This window comes from Nanhaiella sioensis (assembly GCF_046557775.1).
In the GTDB taxonomy this organism is placed as follows: Bacteria; Bacillota; Bacilli; order Bacillales; family SM2101; genus Nanhaiella; species Nanhaiella sioensis.
In genome coordinates, this window is record NZ_JBKAEG010000001.1 from 3,404,615 (window position 1) to 3,425,150 (window position 20,536).

At 34.4% G+C, this 20,536-nt stretch carries 21 protein-coding genes; 18 read left to right on the forward strand and 3 right to left on the reverse strand.

Translation table 11 applies throughout. The annotated features are described in order from the left end of the window. Window positions 1–132 precede the first annotated feature (132 nt). From era to V1503_RS15805, 12 genes are all read left to right on the forward strand, one after another. Window positions 133–1,041, forward strand: a complete 909-nt coding sequence (gene era / locus V1503_RS15750; protein WP_410628104.1) for a GTPase Era — start codon at window positions 133–135, stop codon at window positions 1,039–1,041. A 178-nt stretch (window positions 1,042–1,219) separates the two neighbouring features. After that, window positions 1,220–1,363, forward strand: a complete 144-nt coding sequence (locus V1503_RS15755) for a YqzL family protein (protein WP_214480303.1) — start codon at window positions 1,220–1,222, stop codon at window positions 1,361–1,363. A 30-nt stretch (window positions 1,364–1,393) separates the two neighbouring features. Further along, window positions 1,394–2,146 (forward strand): DNA repair protein RecO, encoded by a 753-nt coding sequence (recO, locus tag V1503_RS15760; protein ID WP_214480302.1) that lies wholly within the window; start codon window positions 1,394–1,396, stop codon window positions 2,144–2,146. A gap of 126 nt (window positions 2,147–2,272) precedes the next feature. Further along, the gene (ccpN, locus tag V1503_RS15765; protein ID WP_320208054.1) at window positions 2,273–2,914 is read left to right on the forward strand and encodes a transcriptional regulator CcpN; all 642 of its coding nucleotides are present in this window, start codon (window positions 2,273–2,275) and stop codon (window positions 2,912–2,914) included. Window positions 2,915–2,956: 42 nt separating this feature from the next. Continuing rightward, window positions 2,957–3,766, forward strand: a complete 810-nt coding sequence (locus V1503_RS15770; RefSeq protein ID WP_214480298.1) for a pyruvate, water dikinase regulatory protein — start codon at window positions 2,957–2,959, stop codon at window positions 3,764–3,766. A 633-nt stretch (window positions 3,767–4,399) separates the two neighbouring features. Next, entirely contained in the window at window positions 4,400–4,846 is a 447-nt protein-coding gene (locus V1503_RS15775; protein WP_320257146.1) for a YaiI/YqxD family protein, read from the forward strand. Between the two features lie 35 nt (window positions 4,847–4,881). Continuing rightward, entirely contained in the window at window positions 4,882–6,687 is a 1,806-nt protein-coding gene (gene dnaG / locus V1503_RS15780) for a DNA primase (RefSeq protein WP_214480296.1), read from the forward strand. Window positions 6,688–6,739: 52 nt separating this feature from the next. Beyond that, window positions 6,740–7,864: an RNA polymerase sigma factor RpoD gene (gene rpoD, locus V1503_RS15785; protein WP_214480295.1), complete on the forward strand. Its 1,125-nt coding sequence runs from the start codon at window positions 6,740–6,742 to the stop codon at window positions 7,862–7,864. 227 nt (window positions 7,865–8,091) lie between these two features. Continuing rightward, complete coding sequence (locus tag V1503_RS15790) at window positions 8,092–9,231, forward strand: acyl-CoA dehydrogenase family protein (protein WP_410628108.1); 1,140 nt, start codon at window positions 8,092–8,094, stop codon at window positions 9,229–9,231. Between the two features lie 179 nt (window positions 9,232–9,410). Further along, window positions 9,411–9,764 (forward strand): cytochrome c550, encoded by a 354-nt coding sequence (cccA, locus tag V1503_RS15795; RefSeq protein ID WP_410628110.1) that lies wholly within the window; start codon window positions 9,411–9,413, stop codon window positions 9,762–9,764. Between the two features lie 99 nt (window positions 9,765–9,863). Further along, window positions 9,864–10,571, forward strand: coding sequence for a tRNA (adenine(22)-N(1))-methyltransferase (locus V1503_RS15800; protein ID WP_410628113.1), 708 nt, complete (start codon window positions 9,864–9,866; stop codon window positions 10,569–10,571). Continuing rightward, window positions 10,568–11,686 (forward strand): Nif3-like dinuclear metal center hexameric protein, encoded by a 1,119-nt coding sequence (locus V1503_RS15805; RefSeq protein ID WP_410628116.1) that lies wholly within the window; start codon window positions 10,568–10,570, stop codon window positions 11,684–11,686. Before V1503_RS15800 ends, V1503_RS15805 begins: the two co-directional genes overlap by 4 nt. A gap of 146 nt (window positions 11,687–11,832) precedes the next feature. Here V1503_RS15805 and V1503_RS15810 read toward each other — a convergent pair whose 3' ends face one another. Next, window positions 11,833–12,780 carry a 4-hydroxy-3-methylbut-2-enyl diphosphate reductase gene (locus tag V1503_RS15810; RefSeq protein ID WP_320256831.1) on the reverse strand — a complete coding sequence of 316 codons (948 nt, stop codon included), beginning with the start codon at window positions 12,778–12,780 and terminating at the stop codon, window positions 11,833–11,835. 377 nt (window positions 12,781–13,157) lie between these two features. Further along, complete coding sequence (locus tag V1503_RS15815) at window positions 13,158–13,547, reverse strand: hypothetical protein (protein ID WP_410628118.1); 390 nt, start codon at window positions 13,545–13,547, stop codon at window positions 13,158–13,160. Between the two features lie 1,008 nt (window positions 13,548–14,555). On the opposite strand from V1503_RS15815, the gene V1503_RS15820 reads away from it, so the two are divergent. Then, complete coding sequence (locus V1503_RS15820; protein ID WP_214480285.1) at window positions 14,556–15,869, forward strand: DEAD/DEAH box helicase; 1,314 nt, start codon at window positions 14,556–14,558, stop codon at window positions 15,867–15,869. 40 nt (window positions 15,870–15,909) lie between these two features. After that, window positions 15,910–16,803 carry a deoxyribonuclease IV gene (locus V1503_RS15825; protein WP_214480284.1) on the forward strand — a complete coding sequence of 298 codons (894 nt, stop codon included), beginning with the start codon at window positions 15,910–15,912 and terminating at the stop codon, window positions 16,801–16,803. 97 nt (window positions 16,804–16,900) lie between these two features. On the opposite strand, the gene V1503_RS15830 is transcribed toward V1503_RS15825, so the two are convergent. After that, window positions 16,901–17,155: a DUF2624 domain-containing protein gene (locus V1503_RS15830; protein ID WP_214480283.1), complete on the reverse strand. Its 255-nt coding sequence runs from the start codon at window positions 17,153–17,155 to the stop codon at window positions 16,901–16,903. Between the two features lie 146 nt (window positions 17,156–17,301). On the opposite strand from V1503_RS15830, the gene V1503_RS15835 reads away from it, so the two are divergent. From V1503_RS15835 to V1503_RS15850, 4 genes are all read left to right on the forward strand, one after another. After that, window positions 17,302–18,174, forward strand: a complete 873-nt coding sequence (locus V1503_RS15835; RefSeq protein WP_214480282.1) for a YitT family protein — start codon at window positions 17,302–17,304, stop codon at window positions 18,172–18,174. A gap of 239 nt (window positions 18,175–18,413) precedes the next feature. Continuing rightward, a complete protein-coding gene (locus V1503_RS15840) occupies window positions 18,414–19,184 on the forward strand; it encodes a metal ABC transporter ATP-binding protein (RefSeq protein WP_214480281.1) in 771 nt (256 codons plus the stop codon). A gap of 3 nt (window positions 19,185–19,187) precedes the next feature. Next, a complete protein-coding gene (locus tag V1503_RS15845; protein WP_410628122.1) occupies window positions 19,188–20,027 on the forward strand; it encodes a metal ABC transporter permease in 840 nt (279 codons plus the stop codon). After that, on the forward strand, window positions 20,024–20,440 hold the full coding sequence (locus tag V1503_RS15850; protein WP_410628124.1) for a Fur family transcriptional regulator: 417 nt from the start codon (window positions 20,024–20,026) through the stop codon (window positions 20,438–20,440). The genes V1503_RS15845 and V1503_RS15850 overlap by 4 nt, the downstream gene beginning before the upstream one ends. Window positions 20,441–20,536 lie beyond the last annotated feature (96 nt).

Here is a 20,536-nt window from a genome sequence, read left to right on the forward strand (position 1 = left end):
AATGAAATGACTCCAGTGCTTATCGGGGATAAACAAGGCGCTTTGTGCATTCCCCTTCAGTCACATTTGATGCACTCAAGGGCTATCGTTTTGTATGTTTCTTACTATTTTACGACATCTTGGAGGATTTTGATGAATACTACAAAATATCATTCAGGCTTTGTATCAATCATTGGTAGGCCGAATGTTGGAAAATCAACTTTTTTAAATCATGTAATTGGTCAAAAGATAGCAATTATGAGTGATAAACCTCAGACGACACGAAATAAAATCCAAGGGGTTTATACGGAAGACCACAGTCAAATTATTTTTATTGATACACCAGGAATACATAAACCGAAACACAAGCTTGGCGATTTCATGATGAAGGTAGCGCAGGATACTTTAAGAGAAGTTGATATCGTCCTATTTATGGTAAATGCTGTTGAAGGAATTGGCCGTGGTGATGAATATATTATTGAAAGATTACAAGCGGTGAATACGCCAGTCTTCCTTGTTGTAAACAAAATAGATGAAATCCATCCTGATGACTTGTTGCCGTTAATTAAGCAATATGAAACGAAATATGCGTTTAAAGAAATTGTTCCGATTTCTGCGTTACAAGGCAGTAATGTCGAAACGCTGATAGACCAAATAAAAAAATATTTACCTGAAGGGCCTCAGTATTATCCGGAAGATCAGGTAACTGATCATCCTGAAAGATTTATTATTGCTGAGTTAATTAGAGAAAAGGCACTACATCTAACAAGAGAAGAGATTCCGCATTCTATTGCAGTGGTAATAGACGGTATTAAACGAAGAGAGAATAATAATGCCATTTATATTAGTGCAACGATAATAGTGGAAAGAAGCTCTCAAAAAGGGATAGTTATTGGAAAGCAAGGAAAGATGCTAAAAGAAATTGGAAAAAGGGCACGACATGACATTGAAACATTATTAGGAACGAAAGTGTTTTTAGAACTCTGGGTTAAAGTTCAAAAAGATTGGCGCAACAAATTGACACATATTCGAGACTTTGGTTTTAATGAAGAAGATTATTAATGATATCGATTTGGACAAGTTGTCATCCTGGACTTTTTCCCATAAAATATAAGGGTAGACGTTTAAGAAACACCTTTTAACAAAATTTGTGTAACATGATATTGGCAGGAGTGCTCACCCTAAACATAGGGATTGGAAGTTATATGCTAGCGTGTATCATCAGAAAGGTGGGATTCTTATGTTAGATTTTACCTGGAATATATTTAGTCGAACAGGTAACATTGATACGTACCTTCTTTTTAAGGAATTAGAGAAGGAAAACGATGGAGGACCCGAAGACAAAGAGAATGACCTAGCAAAACTAGATTTTCCAATGTCGTGATCTGCCTGATTTTTTGGTGGTGGACAAAACTTGTTACAAAAGTATGAAGGAATTGTTATCCGAACAAATGAATATGGTGAAACAAACAAAATTGTTACTCTATTTACTAGGGAAGCAGGTAAAATTGGAGTAATGGCTAGAGGAGCAAAGAAGCCTAATAGTCGTCTAGCCTCAATTACTCAACTATTTACTTATGGCCATTTCTTAATACAAAAAGGGAGTGGACTAGGCAACCTTCAACAAGGAGAAGCGAGCTCATCATTACGAGCTATTCGTGAAGACATATTTCGTACTGCATACGCGTCATATATTGTAGAGCTGACCGATAAAAGTACGGAAGACCTAAAAGCAAACCCTTTTTTATTCGAATTACTTTATCAAACACTCAACTATATGAATGAGGGAGAAGATTTAGAAATATTAACCTTCATTTATGAAATGAAAATTTTACAAGTATTAGGGTTACATCCGGTGTTAGATCATTGTGCCATTTGCCATAATAGTGAAGGACAGTTTGCTTTTTCTATAAAAGAAGGTGGTTTAATCTGTCATAGGTGTTATGGAAAAGATGCTCATCATTTGAAGATATCGCAGGCTACAGTAAGATTATTACGACTTTTTTACTATTATGATCTAAGTAGATTAGGCAGGATTTCTGTTAAAACTGAAACAAAGCAACAATTAAAGACAATCATAGCTGCATATTATGATGAATACTCAGGGTTAGCGTTAAAATCAAAAAGATTTTTAAATCAATTAGACAACTTGAAAAATAAACTATAATGTATTTAACATCAGCCTATTGTATTAAAACATACAGTAGGTTTTTTCAAAGCTACCAACTTAGTATATAATATCTTGTAGTAACAAACTACATAGGAGTATATATCACAATGGCTAAAATTAAAGGTGGTGATTACAATCGAATTAAGTAAACGACAGGAGCAAATACTACGAATTGTTAAGGACAATGGACCTATCACCGGTGAACATATTGCAGACCAATTAAATTTAACAAGAGCGACTTTACGGCCTGACTTAGCTATATTAACAATGGCAGGCTACTTAGAAGCAAGACCCCGTGTTGGCTATTTTTATACAGGAAAGACTGGTTCACAACTGTTGAGCGATAAAATAAAGAAAATCTTAGTTAAAGATTACCAATCAATTCCTGTTGTAGTTAATGAAGGTGTGTCGGTATATGATGCTATTTGTACAATGTTTTTAGAAGATGTTGGTACACTGTTCGTAGTAGATGATAACACTTCACTCGTTGGGGTTTTATCAAGGAAAGATTTACTTAGAGCTAGTATCGGTAAACAAGAGTTGACAACAATTCCTGTTAATATTATTATGACAAGAATGCCGAATATAACGATGTGTAAAAGAGATGACTTAATGATTGATGTTGCTAGAATATTAATTGAAAAACAAATTGATGCATTACCAGTCATAAAAGAAACAGACAAAGGATATGAAGTAATCGGTAGAATTACGAAAACAAATATGACAAAGGTACTTGTAGCAATAGAGGAAGATGAATTAATATAAACAATTTGTAAGTCTATTAATATACTGAAATGGGGGAATAGGATGAATAACCCACAAATATACGTAGTATCTGATTCTGTAGGAGAAACAGCAGAACTTGTTGTAAAAGCGGCAATATGTCAGTTTAGCAACACGAACATTGAAATTAAGCGAGTGCCATATGTAGAGGATACTTCTACACTTACCGAAGTAGTTTCACTAGCAAAAATGAATAATGCAATTATTGCTTATACGTTAGTCATTCCAGAAATGCGTACGTTTTTGATTGAAGAAGCAGCGCGTGAAGGTGTTGTAATTTATGATATTATTGGTCCACTTATAGATAAAATGCAAATTGCTTATGATACGAAACCTCGCCAAGAACCAGGTATGGTTAGAAAGTTAGATGACGAGTACTTTAAGAAAGTTGAGGCTATTGAGTTTGCTGTAAAGTATGATGATGGAAGGGACCCTCGAGGGATTTTAAGAGCTGACATTGTCTTAGTTGGTGTGTCACGCACTTCCAAAACTCCATTATCACAATATTTAGCTCATAAACGTCTAAAGGTGGCAAATGTACCAATCGTACCAGAAGTTGACCCTCCTGACGAACTATTTCAAGTACCTGCTAATAAATGCTTTGGGTTAAAAATAAGCTCTGAAAAATTAAACTATATAAGAAAAGAGCGTTTGAAGTCTCTAGGGCTGAATGATAAAGCGATATACGCAAATATAGATAGAATAAATGAAGAGTTAAGTTATTTCGATAATATTATTACCAAGATTGGTTGTGATGTTATTGATGTAACGAATAAAGCGGTAGAGGAAACAGCAAATACAATTTTAAACATCTATAATAATCGTACAATTTAGCGCATACACTTTTCAGTGATATGTGCTTTAGTATATTCAGCATTCAGCCCAATGGGTTGGTGAATTTATATAAATCGTCTTTTCGCAAACTTTTATGGAATCGCAACATGTGTTTTTATATGTTTGTGATCGTTATAGAACAGAAGCGACTACCTCTAGTTGTATATTCGTGTAAACCTTAAGGACGAAAAACAATAATAAATACGAAAACAGCGATGATATAGACTAACTACACGTAGTTTTAGGTGCTAACTGTTTGTTTTACAAATGATATCACTATATGTTATTGAATATGAGCTTAGTTTTGAATATAAAAACAACAATAAAGACTAAAGTAGCAATAAAGTTTGTTGTTATTTTTTTCATGCTTAAACTTGATTTATATTTATTTTATTTGTATAGCCAATCATTGAACTTTATATTATAATAAAAAATTGTGATAAAAAAGGTTTAGAGTTTGGTTATTACGAATAAACTATTTATTGTAAGTTGTCAAGGGGTAAACTTAAAAATAATTCGACAAAGAAAAGTAACAAATTTGTTACTTTTGTATTTATGATAAGGAGTATCTATGAAAAGAAGGAATCCTCGGAGTGATGTAGAATAGAGAGATATAGTAAAAAAGTTGTAAGGATCTTTGTAGATGCTGATTCTTGTCCAGTAAAATCAGAAATTGTTGAAGTTGCAAAAGATTATGTCGCAGATGTAACCTTTATCGCATCGTATGCACATGTCTCAGAAACTGACCTTGGAGCTAAGTGGATCTTTGTTGATTCAGCTAAAGAGGCAGTGGATTTACATATCATGAACAAAGTATGTGCAAATGATGTTGTCGTTACACAAGATCATGGATTGGCGAGTATTCTCCTACCGAAAGGTGTCGTTGTCATATCTCCACGTGGAAAAATATATCATGAAAACAACATGGATTTAATGCTACAGCTTCGGTATATTTCAGCAAAAGAACGGAGAGCTGGACACCATTCAAAAGGTCCAAAAGCGTTTTCATCAAATGATCGTAACTATTTTATCAAATCTTTTAAAAAAATTTTGTCGAAACTTGCAGGAATTAAATCATAAATAGAGAATAACTTTATCACACGGAGATGTTAGTTATGGGAAATCGAATTCCCGAAGAAGTTATCCAACAATTACATCACTCAACAGACATCGTTGATTTAATAAGTGAATATGTACAATTGAAGAAGCAAGGGAGAAACTATTTCGGACTTTGCCCATTCCATGGAGAAAAATCGCCTTCTTTTTCGGTCTCTCCAGAAAAGCAAATTTACCATTGTTTTGGATGTGGAGCTGGAGGAAATGCTTTTTCTTTTTTAATGGAACTTGAAGGCCTTTCTTTTGTAGAGGCAGCAGAACGCCTTGCAGCAAAGGTAGATGTTGATGTAAGCAAATACACAACTGCTCCTATTGAAGTGGCAAAATCTAATGAGAGCTCTAAGATGCTTGAAGCGCATGACTTATTGAAAAAATTCTATCATCATTTACTTGTCAATACAAAAGAAGGCCAAGACGCCTTGGATTATTTGCTTAATAGAGGCATTACGAAAGAGATGATAGAAAAATTTGAGATTGGGTATGCCCTGGATTCTTGGGATTTCATTTCAAAGTTTCTGATGAAAAGAGGATTTTCCGCCATACTATTAGAAAAAGCAGGATTAATTGTTAAAAAGGACGCGGATGGTTCATTTTATGACAGGTTCCGTAACCGTATTATGTTTCCGATATATGATCATCAGGGACGTGTAGTAGCATTCTCTGGAAGGGTGCTTGGAAATGAAAAACCAAAGTATTTAAATAGTCCAGAAAGCTCTATCTTTAACAAAAGAAAACTATTGTATAACTTTCATCAATCAAGGTTGCACATTAGAAAGCAACAGCATGTTATTCTTTTTGAAGGATTTGGAGATGTAATAGCTGCAAATAAGTGTGGCATTGAACATTCAATTGCAACGATGGGAACATCTTTAACTGATGAGCAAGCAAGGATAATAAGAAGAAATGTTGAATCAATTACCATTTGCTATGATTCTGATAATGCAGGAATCGAAGCATCCTTTCGTGCTTCAAAGCTATTATCTGATGAAGGATGCTTTGTGAAAATTGCGCAAATGCCTGAAGGCTTTGACCCTGATGACTACATTCAACAATATGGTGCAGAAAAATTTAATACCGATGTAATAGGGGCAAGTGTTTCGTTAATGTCATTTAAAATGCAATATTTAAGAAGAGGCAAAAACCTTCAAGATGAAGGGGAGCGCATGCGTTATATAGATGAAGCACTTAAGGAAATAAGCATTGTAGATAAGGCGGTTGAACGTGACCACTATATAAGGCAGCTATCTAGTGAGTTTTCTATATCATTAGACGCATTGCAGCAACAATTAAGCCAACTTCAAAAACAGGGACATCGTAAAAAGGATAATCATACATGGAATAGTAATAAAATATCATTTAGACCCCATACTCAGACAAAACTATTACCTGCATATCAAAATGCAGAACGTTTCCTAATTGCACATATGCTTCGTAATAAGGACATTGCATTTAAAGTTCAACAAACAATACAAGGCGACTTTAACATTGAGGAACATAGGGCAATAATTACTTATCTGTATGCATTTTATGAGGAAGGAAATGACGCTGACGTTAGCTCGTTCATCCAACATGTCCAAGATGGAAACCTTCAAAAAACAGTATCAGAAATTGCAATGTTGGCTATTAATGATGATGTATCAGAGCAAGAGCTTACTGATTATATAAACCATGTATTAACATATCCAAAACTTTTGAAACTAAAGGAAAAAGAGCTAGAAAAACAAAATGCCGAACAGCAAAAAGATTTTGTGAAGGCTGCAACCATTGCGAACGAAATTATACAAATATCAAGATCTCTTAAATAGGGACTTATTGTATAACTAGTTCCTCGTGAAAAGCTTGGAAGGAGGGGGACAGATGGCTGAAAAGTCAGCTCGTTCTAAAGATATTGATACTGAATTAACACTTGACCAAATAAAAGAACAATTAACAGAGGTAGGGAAAAAACGCGGGGTACTTACTTATGAAGAGATCGCCGAACGTATGTCAGGGTTTGAAATTGAATCAGACCAAATGGATGAATATTATGAATTTTTAGGTGAACAAGGTGTAGAATTAATTGGTGACGGTGATGAAGATAAAGACCCCAACGTCCAAGATCTAGCGAAAGAAGAAGAATTTGACCTTAATGACCTAAGTGTACCTCCAGGAGTAAAAATTAATGATCCAGTTCGGATGTATTTAAAAGAAATTGGCCGTGTTGATTTGTTATCTGCTAAAGATGAAATATCACTAGCAAAGCGCATTGAACAAGGTGATGAAGAAGCAAAACGTCGTCTTGCTGAGGCAAACCTACGATTAGTAGTAAGTATTGCTAAGCGTTATGTTGGTCGTGGTATGTTGTTTCTTGACTTGATTCAAGAAGGCAACATGGGTTTAATCAAAGCGGTTGAAAAATTTGACTATGAAAAAGGATATAAATTTAGTACGTATGCAACCTGGTGGATTCGTCAAGCAATTACTCGTGCTATTGCAGATCAAGCGAGAACAATACGTATTCCTGTTCATATGGTCGAAACGATAAATAAATTAATTCGTGTTCAAAGACAATTATTACAAGATTTAGGTCGAGAACCTACTCCAGAAGAAATTGCTGAAGATATGGACTTAACACCAGATAAAGTTAGGGAAATTCAAAAAATTGCACAAGAGCCCGTATCACTTGAAACACCGATTGGGGAAGAAGATGATTCGCACCTAGGAGATTTTATTGAAGACCAAGATGCTACATCACCTTCTGAACATGCAGCGTATGAATTATTGAAAGAACAATTAGAAGATGTCTTAGATACGTTAACTGACCGTGAAGAAAATGTACTTCGCCTTCGATTTGGTTTAGATGACGGTAGAACGCGAACTCTAGAAGAGGTTGGCAAAGTTTTTGGAGTAACACGTGAACGTATACGACAAATTGAAGCAAAAGCACTGCGTAAATTAAGACATCCTAGTCGTAGTAAGCGACTAAAAGATTTTCTAGAATAATCTTGTCTTCGATTATTTTTCCATCACAATAGTTTACTTCAACTAAAAAGTTGGAGTGAACTATTTTTTTTTATAACATTTCTTGTAATTTATTGTACTGAATTGTTAGGTGTTTTGCAAATGGTTATAGAAATAAGTTTTTAAATATTTTAAAATGTTGAGAAAATTCATTAATTAACCTTATAATGGAATGTAAGCGTATACATTTTGTTGAGAGGAGAAAATATATGAATTTTGACTTAACAATGGAACAACAAGTTTTGCAAAAAACCATAAAGGAATTCGCTCAGGAGGAAGTTGCTCCAGAAGCAATTCAACGTGATAAAAATAAAATGTTTCCTCGAGAGATATTTAACAAATTGGCAAAGCTAGGATTAATGGGTCTTCCATTTCCAGAAGAATATGGGGGTGCAGGTGCAGATACAATTAGTTTTGCAATCGTAGTTGAGGAATTAAGTAAAGCATGTGCCTCTACAGGAATAACCTATTCAGCACATATTTCTTTAGGTGGGGCACCTATTAATTTATTTGGTTCTGATGAACAGAAGGAACTGTACTTGGCTCCTATATGTAATGGTGAATCGTTAGGGGCATTTGGGCTAACTGAGCCAAATGCTGGATCTGATGCTGGTGGAACGATGACTGAGGCGGTAGAAGATGGTGAAGATTTTGTGATTAACGGTAATAAGTGTTTTATAACTAATGCTAGCTTTGCTAAATTCTTAGCATTAACTGCAGTTACAAGTAGAAATGGGGATGAAAAAGAAATAAGCTCCATAATAGTTCCAACAAATGTGGAAGGCTTTTCAATCATTGATAATTATGAAAAAATGGGGTTAAATGCGTCAAATACTACAGAACTTGTATTAAGTAATGTAAGGGTTCCAAAAGAAAACATTTTAGGAACAAGAGGAAATGGCTTAAAACAGTTTTTAATCACGCTAGATGGAGGAAGAATTGGTATTGGTGCTATGGCAGTAGGAATTGCGCAAGCAGCATTTGAAAAGGCACATGCATATGCAAATGAAAGAGTTCAGTTCGGTAAACCCCTCTCAAAAATGTCGGCCATTCAATTTAAGCTTGCTGATATGGCCTTAAAGATTGAGCTTGCTAGAAATATGGTATACAAAGCCGCGTGGCTGAAAGACCATAAAAAATCATTTACGAAAGAGGCCGCTATGTGTAAGCTATATGCTTCTGAAATATGTATGGAAGTTACAAGTCAAGCTGTACAAATTCATGGTGGCTACGGGTACATGAAAGAGTATCAAGTTGAACGTTTGATGAGAGATGCTAAGCTGTTAGAAATTGGTGAAGGCACTTCAGAAATTCAAAGATTAGTCATTGCAAGACAAATTGGTTGTTAACTCGTATAACCCCTTATGTTTTAATCAATAATATGTGTATATTTTCGTAATAAAATTTCAAAATGTATAAGAACTTTGAATTAGGACTTTTCCTTCTATTTATTTTAAAGTAAAATAGAAGTTGTTTGTAAAATATAATTACTACTTGACTTCATTTTTTACATAAGGGGGTAAATGAAATGAACAGAAATCCACTAGTGCCTTATGCACTAATCGCGGTTTTAGGTATTGGTCTTATGTTATTCCTTTCTTTCAAAGGTTTAGGAGACGCTGAAAAGATTGCACTAGGTGAAGAGGAACCACAAGAAGAAGTCGTACAATCTCCAGAAGAAATTTATAATGGGAGCTGTATTGGCTGTCATGGAGGAAATTATGAAGGCGTAGCTGGTCCAGCGCTTCTAGGTGTTGGTGACAAGTTAGATTTGGATCAAATTAAAGATATTTTAGCAAACGGAAAAGGCACAATGCCACCAGGATTAGTTCCAGCTGATCAATTGGATGCAATGGCTGAATGGCTAACAACATTAAAATAGGCTAAACCTTATACATGATGCAAAGTCCATACTTCGGTAATGGACTTTTTCATTTAGATCATTCATAATCGAATACAAAATAAAGATAGTGGTGAAAAGATGAACGAATTAAAGCTGTCCAAAAGATTAGAAGCTGTAGCAGAGTACATTCCAATGGGATCAAAGCTAGCTGATATTGGATCAGATCACGCATATTTACCTTGCTATGCTTTTTTACAAAAAAAGATAACTTTTGCAATTGCAGGAGAGATAACTGAAGGACCGTTTCAATCTGCAAATGACCAAGTGACCTCTTGTCATTTAAATAATGTGATAGATGTAAGAAAAGGTGATGGCTTGTCCGTAATCCAACGAGGAGAAGTCGATTGTATAACCATTGCAGGAATGGGTGGACTGCTTATCCGTGACATTCTAGAAACAGGCAAAGAAAAGCTCTCTGGGGTCAAGCGGTTAATTCTACAACCTAATGTGGGAGCAAAGCATGTAAGACAATGGTTTATCTTAAATGGGTGGGAGTTAATTGCTGAAAACATTTTAGAGGAAGATGAGAAAATATATGAAATTTTAGTAGCTGAAAGAGGAGCACCGTATGAGCCTTATGAAGAGGACATTGAAAAGGGTCTACTCGTAGGTCCATTTTTAGTAAAGGAGAATAATGATTCATTCAAGCGAAAATGGACAAATGAATTAAAGCATTGGCGAATGATTTTAGCAAAATTAGATCATGCTTCTCACTCCTACGATAATCTAAGTAAGAAAAAGGAACTTGAACAAAAAATTACATTAGTAACGGAGGCTTTAACATGAAAACACCAAATGGATTTGAAGTTATTCAATTATTTGAGCAGTTTTCTCCTAAGCATCTTGCAATGGAGGGTGACAAAATTGGGCTTCAAATAGGGACATTGAATAAGCCTATTCGTCATGTAATGGTTGCATTAGATGTTTTAGAAACAGTTATCGATGAAGCGATAGAAAATAGTGTTGATTTAATTATTGCTCACCATCCACTCATTTTTAGACCATTAAAAAATATCGTTACCGATCGACCTGATGGAAGGATTATCGAAAAATGTATAAAAAATAATATTACCATCTATGCTGCTCACACAAATTTAGATGTTGCACAAGGTGGGGTAAATGATTTATTAGCTAAAGCACTTGAGCTTACAAAAGTAGAATTGTTAGTTCCTACTTTTGAGTTGAATTTAAAAAAATTAGTTGTAACCGTCCCAGTGGCCCATGCTGATCAAATTAAAGAGGCAATCGGCAATGCCGGCGCTGGATTTATCGGTAATTATAGTCACTGTACCTTCAGTTCAGAAGGTGTAGGCACATTTCTACCTAAGGAAAATGCTAACCCTTATATAGGAACAGCTGGAAAACTGGAAACAGTAAAAGAACAGCGGATAGAAACGGTTTTCCCAGAAAACCTAGAAAAAAAAGTACTATCTGCAATGTTTAAGGCACACCCTTATGAAGAAGTAGCCTTTGACATTTATCCCCTTGATAATAAGGGAGAAATGAAAGGGTTAGGTAGGATAGGTTACTTACAAAGTGAGCTCACACTTGGAGGTTTTGCAGCTTTTGTAAAGAGCAAATTAGATGTGGAAGGTTTAAGAGTAGTGGGTAATTTACAAGACAAGGTTAAGAAAGTTGCTGTCTTGGGAGGAGACGGTAATAAATATATTAGCCAAGCAAAGATGAGAGGTGCAGATGTATATGTATCTGGTGATATATATTATCATGTTGCCCATGATGCAATGCAGGCTGGGTTAAATATTGTGGATCCAGGTCATAACGTCGAAAAAGTGATGAAAAAGGGTGTTGTAGAAATGATGCGTAAGCAAGTTGCCTCTAAAAACTTTAAAGTGAATATTATTGCTTCTGAAATAAATACAGACCCTTTTACATTTATGTAAAAAAGTATAGTATCCAATAATAATGATACATAGGGATGAAGAATTGTACAGAGTTTACATTAAAAAGGCTAACTATAAAATGGGACTAAATAGTAATTTATTTAGTCCCATTAATGTATTTTGTCGGTTATTTAAAATGAACGTTCTTAATTTTTGGAAGTTTTTACTTTAGGTAATATTTTGTGCAATGGCACTTTTCTTTCTCTCGTCCATGTTGATTCATCTGAGCTATTAAAGTTTTCTAAAAATGCAATAACTTCTTTAGTTATAGGTGTTGGTGTCGATGCACCTGCAGTAACTGCTACTTTGTTCGCATCTTTAATCCAATCGATATTTATGTCAGTCACATCCGCGACACGGTAAGCCTTTGTTCCTGCTATTTCCATGGAAACCTGTGCTAACCTATTAGAATTGTTACTCTTTGGATCACCTACAACGATAGTAACATCTGCCTGTCCTGCTTGATCTGCAACTGCTTCTTGTCGAACCTGTGTAGCTAAACAAATCTCTTTATGAAATTCTACCTGTGGGTATTTTTCCTTTACTTGTTCCATAATATGGCCAACATCCCATTGACTCATCGTCGTTTGATTTGTGACAATAATTTTTTCGTTATTTAAAGAAAGGTTTTGCACATCTTCTTCGTTCGCTACGAGGTGAACAGCTTGAGGAGCAACACCAATAGCTCCTTCGGGTTCAGGATGTCCTTTCTTCCCTATATAGATGATGTCATAGCCTTCACTTTCTTTAGCTCTTATTAAGTCGTGAGTTATTGTTACGTCTGGGCATGTTGCATCAATTGTCACAAGCCCCTTTTCTTTTGCAAGTTTTACTACTTCAGGTGAAACGCCATGAGCGGTAAAGATAACCGTACCATTATCTACTTTGCTTAAAATATCAAGTCTGTTTTCTCCATCTAAAGTGATGATCCCGTCTTCTTCAAATGCATCAGTTACATGTTTATTATGAACAATCATTCCTAAAATGTATATTGGTCTTGGTAAGGTTTTATCTAGAGCTGCATTTCTAGCAATTACCATGGCATCTACAACACCATAACAATAACCTCTAGGATTAATTTTGACTACTTCCATTCGAATCTCCTCCATTTATCCCTAAATGAGAATTTTTTATCTATATTAGTAAATGCCTAACAATCATTTGTTCATCGGATGAAATAAGCTTTTTTCGCATTGATTGATATTATTCGTATGATGAAACAAACACATAAAAAACTAGGGTTTCGTATTCCCTTATATAAAACATGGCAGAAAACCCTCATATGATGTAGTAATTTGTAAAAAGTAATAAAATTTACGAAAAGAGCTTACAAAAAATAAGAAAAGTTTCTTCATAGACTTGTCAAGCATCTATGAAATGTCTCACTTTAGCTGTGGGTGGTAAAAAGTTGTTATGCTTTTCTTATTTCTCTTTATTATAGCGAAGTGGAGATAAGAATTAAAGTTATGAGCTAAATATAGAGCTTTGGTTTTGATTCTCGACTCCGATCAACAGGTGGAGATTTCGCTATTCTTGGTAGGTCTCTCGGACGGGTTGAATTTTTTGTCTGGTTTGATGGTTCGTTAAACATATTAAACATAGAAGGAATTTTATTTGCGATAGGGGACAGTTCCTTTAATGTTGGGGCTACCGATTCGGCAGTTTTAAACCATTGTTGAACACTGCTTAATGATTTTTGGAAATCTTTTGGATTCATTAAGCCTTTTAACGAATTTGGTGAGTGCAGCATCGTTGACAAATAATTATCTAACCCTTTGTTTGAATGCATGATTGAAGAAAATGGATTTTGGAACCATTGACTGTTAGAAAGCATTTGGTTAAGAGAGTTTTGGTGATTCAATTTCATTCTCCTTTCATTTGTCCATTGTGCTAGTAATTATAGATTATTTTATGTGGGATCAAGTTGTTATGTTGTGGGGTTGTAGCCTGTTTTCTGAAAAACTTATGTTTAGATCGACATTTTCTACCTATTAACGGTTATTTTTTGTACAAGTGGATAATTCCATCTTAAACGGTGATGACTGAGGAATATAACCCCATCCTAGCAGCTCTAGTGTTAGTAAAGGTACTTTTCGAATAAATTTCTTACTATAGTATCTTAACTAATAAATAAAAATAACGTTTACCTCAAAAATAATTGTTTTACTAAAGTAAAGATACCCTGATCTAGTTGTATTTATGTTTATTTATTAAACAATAAACTGTGAAAACAGCTATAGTAAAAAGCAAACATAGCATAGAAATTTGATGATATAAGATTGTAGTGCTTAAACCAAACAAAACTTTTATCAGAAAAGGGAATAATGTTAAACTGATTAGGAAGGTGTTTATATGGTTTTCAAAGGATTGCATGAATAACACTTTGTTGTTATTTTAAGTGTCTTTGAGGTGTAACTAATCGTTCTATACTTCAACAAAATAAGTACTTGATTGAGTCTTAGGTTGATTTTTGTATCGCTATTACTGTTAACATAGTTTACATTTAGCATCTGGAATTATATTTTAATGTAGGCTCTATTCGTAAACTTTGAAAATAACTACGCTGTTTTATTCAACAGTCGTCGTAGAAGAAAAAATGCCCTTTATTTTTTAGTATGAAAACAGCCTATACTTAATAAATATGGTGCTATACATTCTAGTGTGACGCGGTTTAACTTTGCCTTTCTAAAAGCATTAGCAGTATTCAATAAAGCCCGATCGCTTAAGTGAATTGCTGACAAGCTTGCACTTTTCTTATAAAATCCATTATAATCTAATGATGATATGTTTTGGATAGTAGAAATTATATTGAGTATTCCAGAGTGATTTACAATTCATTTGGGATAGTTTCATAAGGAGTATAGATACGATGAACTCACAATTTGAACGATTTGGATTAGAGCCTTTTATAATCAAAGCGATTGATAGCTTGCAATTTTATAAACCTACTGACATACAAGAGCGTTTGATTCCCTCGATTTTAAAAGGTGAAAGTGTAATAGGTCAATCACAAACAGGAACAGGTAAAACACATGCTTACTTGTTGCCGGTTATTAACAATATAGACCCTGCAAAACAAGAAGTACAAGCGGTTATTACAGCACCGACGCGTGAATTAGCTAATCAAATTTATCAGGAAGTATTAAAGGTCACACAATTTTATGATGGAAGCGAACAAATAACGGCACGATGTTATGTGGGTGGGACAGATAAACAACGTACGCTTGAAAAGCTAAAGGTACAACCACACATCGTTGTAGGAACACCAGGAAGAATACTGGATTTAATAAAGGAACAGGCGCTGCATGTATATACTTCTAATTCATTAGTCGTCGATGAAGCAGATTTAATGCTTGATATGGGGTTCATTAATGAAGTAGATCAAATTGCAGCTAGGATGGCAGAAAAATTACAGATATTAGTTTTTTCTGCTACAATACCAGAAAAATTAAAGCAGTTTTTGCGTAAATATATGGACAACCCAAAATATTCGCATGTAGCTCCTAATCAAGTAACTGTTACGAGTGTTGAGCAAATTTTGATCCCATCACGTCATCGGGACAAAGTTCAAATTTTACATGATATCTTGTTGAAGTATAATCCATATTTAGCAATTGTCTTTACCAATACTAAAGTGAAGGCAGATGAAGTTGCAGACTCATTAATTAAAAAGGGTTTAAAAGTCGGTAGACTTCACGGGGACTTATCACCACGTGATCGGAAAAAAATGATGAAGCAAATTAAGGACTTAGACTTTCAATATGTTGTAGCAACAGACTTAGCAGCTAGAGGTATTGATATTGAAGGGGTTAGTCACGTCATTAATTTTGAAATACCTTCTGATCTAGATTTTTATGTTCACCGAGTAGGGAGGACTGCGCGAGCTGGTTATTCTGGGATTGCAGCTACATTGTATGACCCATCAGATGAGGATGCAATAGTAAAATTAGAAAAGATGGGAATTACATTTAAACAACAGGATCTTCGTAATAACGAATGGGTTGAACTAGGAGCTAGAGATAAACGTAATAAGCGTAAAAAACAATTGAATGAGCTTGATCTTGAAGCTAAAAAAATTGTCCGTAAACCTTCTAAAGTAAAGCCTGGTTACAAAAAGAAAATGAAAAACGATATGGAACAATACAAGAAGCGTCAACGACGTATAAACAAGAGAACTAAGTGATCAAACCTATGACGATATTATTTTAAGGGAGATGAATGGTATGTTAAAAATAGGTTCCCATGTCTCTATGAGTGGAAAGAAAATGTTGCTTGGAGCTAGTGAAGAAGCCGTGGGATACGGTGCAAATACTTTTATGATTTATACTGGTGCTCCACAAAATACGCGAAGAAAAAAAATTGAAGAATTAAATATTGAGGCTGGCCATGTTCATATGAGAGAACATGGTATTGAAGATATAGTTGTTCATGCCCCGTATATTATTAATATCGGTAATACGACAAAACCAGAAACGTTTGAATTAGGCGTCAATTTTTTACGATCAGAAATTGAAAGAACTGAAGCTTTAGGTGCAAGACAAATTGTTCTTCATCCTGGTGCACATGTGGGAGCAGGAGTAGAGGCAGGAATTAACAAAATTATTGAAGGTTTAAACGAAGTTTTAACGCCCGAGCAAAATGTCCAAATTGCTTTGGAAACGATGGCAGGTAAAGGTTCAGAATGTGGTAGAACTTTTGAAGAGCTTGCTCAAATTATCGAAGGTGTCACGCTTAACGAGAAGTTATCTGTATGCTTTGACACATGTCACACTCATGATGCTGGCTATGATATTGTGAATGATTTTGATGGTGTGCTTCAACATTTCGATCAAGTGATCGGACTTGACCGTCTAAAAGTATTACATATTAATGACAGTAAAAATCCAACTAATTCTCATAAAGACAGACATGAAAACATTGGGTTTGGACATATTGGATATGATGCTCTTAGCTATATTGTTCATCATCCGCAGCTTTCAGATATACCTAAAATCTTAGAAACTCCATATGTTGGGGAAGACAAGAAAAATAAAAAGCCGCCTTATAAATTTGAAATAGAAATGTTAAATCAAAAAGAATATAATCCAAATTTACTAACAAAAATTTTGGCTGGTTAGCTTAATCACTACGTCATCATAATGACAAGGATTTATGTACCTACAGATCTGTGTCAAAACATTTAAAGGGCTGTCTTAACTTATATTAGACAGCCTTTTATTGAATAAATTTAGTGAAAAAAGAATTGATTTTCTTAGCTACAGTTGGGTTTGTAATTTTGGCAACTTCCTTAATGAGTTTTTTTCGCTCTTTATCTTCAAAAATATCTACATCTCTCTTTTGTATAAGCTCTGTAATTTGCCTTGCCTGTTCCTTCGATATTTTAATGTCATATTGTTTACTATAATTAAGTAAATCTTTAACGGTCATATGTTTTATTTTTTGATTAATCACGTGTTGAAAAAGCTTCATTGTATTCTCCTCCCCTTACACATAGTATGATATAGAATAAAATTGTGTTCCATAAACCAAGGGTGCTTCATATTTACAAGGAGAAACAAGTATAATGATACAAAGAAAATTTAACGCACATCTAACAACACTGGGGAGGGAGACTCATGGCAACAAGACAACATAAAAAAGAAAGCAAACTACATTTTTTTTATCGCTTCATAATGATTTTATTTGGAGCAGGATTAGTAGCTGTTTCTATTGAGTTATTTTTAGTTCCAAATAATATAATTGATGGTGGAATTATTGGTGTCTCTTTAATTATTGATTATTTAACGCCTTCATATATAAGTTTTGCAATGTTAGTCGTTCTACTAAATATCCCATTTATGTATTCTGGGTATAAACAAATTGGTAAGACGTTTATGATATCTTCTATGTTCGGAATTATTTGTCTGGCTATTATTGAACAACTTCTGCACAATGTTGAACCATTTACACCAGAACCTATATTGGCAACTGTATTTGGAGGCTTAATATTAGGCGTTGGGGTAGGGTTAGTTATCCGACATGGCGGATCTTTAGATGGCACTGAAATTCTTGGTATTTTATTAACAAAAAAGCTGCCTTTTTCCGTAGGCGAGTTTGTTATGTTTATTAATATTTTTATTTTTGTTTGGGCAGCATTTGTTTTTGGAACTGAAGAAGCAATGTATTCTGTTATGACATATTATATTGCTTTCAAAACAATTGACACTGTCATTCAAGGACTAGATGAAACGAAGGCCGTCATTATCGTTTCTGATTATTATGAAGAAGTATCGGATGCTATATTACATAGGCTTGGACGCGGTACAACTAAGTTGAAGGGAAAAGGTGGATTTACAGATGCAGAAAAAGAAGTAATTTACGTTGTTGTAACAAGGATTGAAGTAACTAAACTTAAATCGATCGTACATGAAATCGATGCTAATGCATTTTTGACAATTATGAGTACACAAGAAACGAGGGGAGCTAAGTTTAAGTCAGCTATACATTAATGACGTATAACTTTAGGATGTTTTCGCATGATCGTTGCTGATCATATATAACGAGTTTCCATAGCATCTTTTATTCTATGAAAAAGTGGAAGATGCATGGAGCTTTATTAAGTTGTTCTATGTTGGAAATGATCAACAAGGTTGACGAAAGTAGCCTTTTCTTTACAATAGAGCTTGCTTCATGTATAATTTTGTTGTTTAAATCGGAATGATTCCTAATAAGACAGAATGGTGATAACATGACAAATAATAATGTACCCATATTAGAAATTGGTGATCTAACCTTTGGTTATGAGCAGGAGAATGTCTTAGAGGACATTAATTTAGTAATGCCTCAAGGCGCATTTTTAGGGTTAGTAGGGCCAAATGGGTCTGGTAAATCAACTTTATTAAAATGTATTTTAGGACTTATTAAACCGCAATTTGGTTCGATACGGTTATTTGGAACTGAAATTCACAAATTTAAAAATTGGCATAAAATTGGGTTTGTTTCCCAAAAGGCAAACAGTTTTAACAGTGGTTTTCCTGCAACAGTGCTTGAAGTTGTTCTAAGTGGCTTGACTTCGAAGGTAGGTTTACTTCGATTTTTTTCAAAGGAACATAAATTAGCAGCAGCAAAAGCGATAGCTTCAGTAGGAATGAGCCAGTATACTAATCGAAATATTGGAGAGTTATCAGGAGGTCAGCAACAAAGAGTTTTTATTGCACGAGCAATAGTTAGTGACCCTTCCTTATTAATTTTAGATGAACCAACTGTAGGTGTAGATGCTACAAATGTTCAAAGCTTTTACAATATGTTAGAAGACTTAAATCAGAACTTGGGGATTAGCTTATTATTAGTCACTCATGATATTGGTACAATTACTGATAAAGTGTCACATGTTGCCTGTTTAAATAAGACCTTGCATTTTCACGGTAAAACAGAGCAATTTGAAAGCCTTGATGAGGGTGCATTATCTACGTTTTATGGTCATCATCTCCACGTTTTAACTCATAACCATGGAGGATAAATGATGTTAATTGAGATTTTTCAATATGAATTTTTACGTAACGCTTTCATTACTGGAATGATGATTGGTTTTTTAGCACCTTTACTTGGTGTTTTTATAGTTGTTAGACGACAGTCTTTGATTGCAGATGCGTTAAGCCATGTTACACTTGCTGGTATTGCTGCTAGTCTGTTTGTTGAAAAAAAACTCGGAGTTTTTCAAGGAATGAACCCTTTATATATGGGCATGGGCTTTTCTGTAATAGGCTCCATTTTTATAGAAAAACTTAGAACGGTATATAAACATTATCAAGAGTTGGCTATACCAATCATACACTCAACTGGAATCGGACTTAGTGTAGTTTTTATTTCACTAGCTGATGGATTTAATACAGATCTATTCATGTATTTATTCGGTAGTGTGAGCGCTGTAAGTATGAGTGACGTTTGGACCATTTTAGTTATTTTAATGTTCGTTTGTGTAATCATTTTCATATTCTATAAAGAATTATTTTTACTTTCATTTGATGAAGAGCATGCAACTGCAAGCGGTCTAAATACAAAATGGTTGCATTTGTTATTTATCGTTATGGTAGCATTGGCGATTGCTGCATCGATGCGAATTGTAGGAATCTTATTAGTTTCTTCATTAATGACATTACCTGTAGCAGCAAGTATACGTATAAGTAAAGGGTTTAAACAAACGATTATTTTGTCAATTGTATTTGCCCAACTAGCCGTATTCTTTGGTTTGTTTAGTGCTTATTATTTAGATGTGGCACCTGGTGGTACGATTGTTCTTTTTGCTGTTATAGAATTAATCCTAGTTCTAATCACGAAGAGAGTGGGGAGAAAGAAAAAATGAATGTTGCTGGTGCAATCAATTTATTAAAGAAGGAAGGGTATAAATATACGGGTAAGCGCGAAGAAATGCTACAACTTTTCTCAAATACAGATAAATATTTAACTGCCCGTGAAGTACTGTTAAGAATGAAAGATAATTATCCTAGTTTAAGCTTTGATACAATATATAGGAATTTATCATTGTTTGTTAAGTTAAATATTTTAGAAATGACTGAACTATCTGGTGAAAAGCACTTCCGTTTTACTTGTGCTACGAAAGAACATCACCACCATTTTATTTGTTTACAATGTGGGAAAACGAAAGAAATTCACTCTTGTCCAATGAATCAATTGGCAGAGCATTTTCAAGGATATGATGTTTCAGGGCATAAATTTGAAGTATATGGGACGTGTCCAATTTGTGCTAATGCATAAATGAATTCTATAATAAGTTGAATTTTAAAAGTTTTAAAGTTTTTTTAAACCCCATGGACATCCGTTGAAGACTTCTGAGTTATGCAAATGTCTATT

Coding starts and splice junctions, on each gene's coding strand:
- V1503_RS15820 (WP_214480285.1), top strand. CDS start 14,556: ATGAACTCACAATTTGAACGATTTGGATTAGAGCCTTTTATAATCAAA.
- V1503_RS15790 (WP_410628108.1), top strand. CDS start 8,092: ATGAATTTTGACTTAACAATGGAACAACAAGTTTTGCAAAAAACCATA.
- V1503_RS15755 (WP_214480303.1), top strand. CDS start 1,220: ATGTTAGATTTTACCTGGAATATATTTAGTCGAACAGGTAACATTGAT.
- V1503_RS15835 (WP_214480282.1), top strand. CDS start 17,302: ATGGCAACAAGACAACATAAAAAAGAAAGCAAACTACATTTTTTTTAT.
- dnaG (WP_214480296.1), top strand. CDS start 4,882: ATGGGAAATCGAATTCCCGAAGAAGTTATCCAACAATTACATCACTCA.
- V1503_RS15770 (WP_214480298.1), top strand. CDS start 2,957: ATGAATAACCCACAAATATACGTAGTATCTGATTCTGTAGGAGAAACA.
- V1503_RS15800 (WP_410628113.1), top strand. CDS start 9,864: ATGAACGAATTAAAGCTGTCCAAAAGATTAGAAGCTGTAGCAGAGTAC.
- V1503_RS15845 (WP_410628122.1), top strand. CDS start 19,188: ATGTTAATTGAGATTTTTCAATATGAATTTTTACGTAACGCTTTCATT.
- rpoD (WP_214480295.1), top strand. CDS start 6,740: ATGGCTGAAAAGTCAGCTCGTTCTAAAGATATTGATACTGAATTAACA.
- era (WP_410628104.1), top strand. CDS start 133: ATGAATACTACAAAATATCATTCAGGCTTTGTATCAATCATTGGTAGG.
- V1503_RS15805 (WP_410628116.1), top strand. CDS start 10,568: ATGAAAACACCAAATGGATTTGAAGTTATTCAATTATTTGAGCAGTTT.
- V1503_RS15850 (WP_410628124.1), top strand. CDS start 20,024: ATGAATGTTGCTGGTGCAATCAATTTATTAAAGAAGGAAGGGTATAAA.
- V1503_RS15840 (WP_214480281.1), top strand. CDS start 18,414: ATGACAAATAATAATGTACCCATATTAGAAATTGGTGATCTAACCTTT.
- V1503_RS15830 (WP_214480283.1), bottom strand. CDS start 17,155: ATGAAGCTTTTTCAACACGTGATTAATCAAAAAATAAAACATATGACC.
- cccA (WP_410628110.1), top strand. CDS start 9,411: ATGAACAGAAATCCACTAGTGCCTTATGCACTAATCGCGGTTTTAGGT.
- V1503_RS15825 (WP_214480284.1), top strand. CDS start 15,910: ATGTTAAAAATAGGTTCCCATGTCTCTATGAGTGGAAAGAAAATGTTG.
- V1503_RS15810 (WP_320256831.1), bottom strand. CDS start 12,780: ATGGAAGTAGTCAAAATTAATCCTAGAGGTTATTGTTATGGTGTTGTA.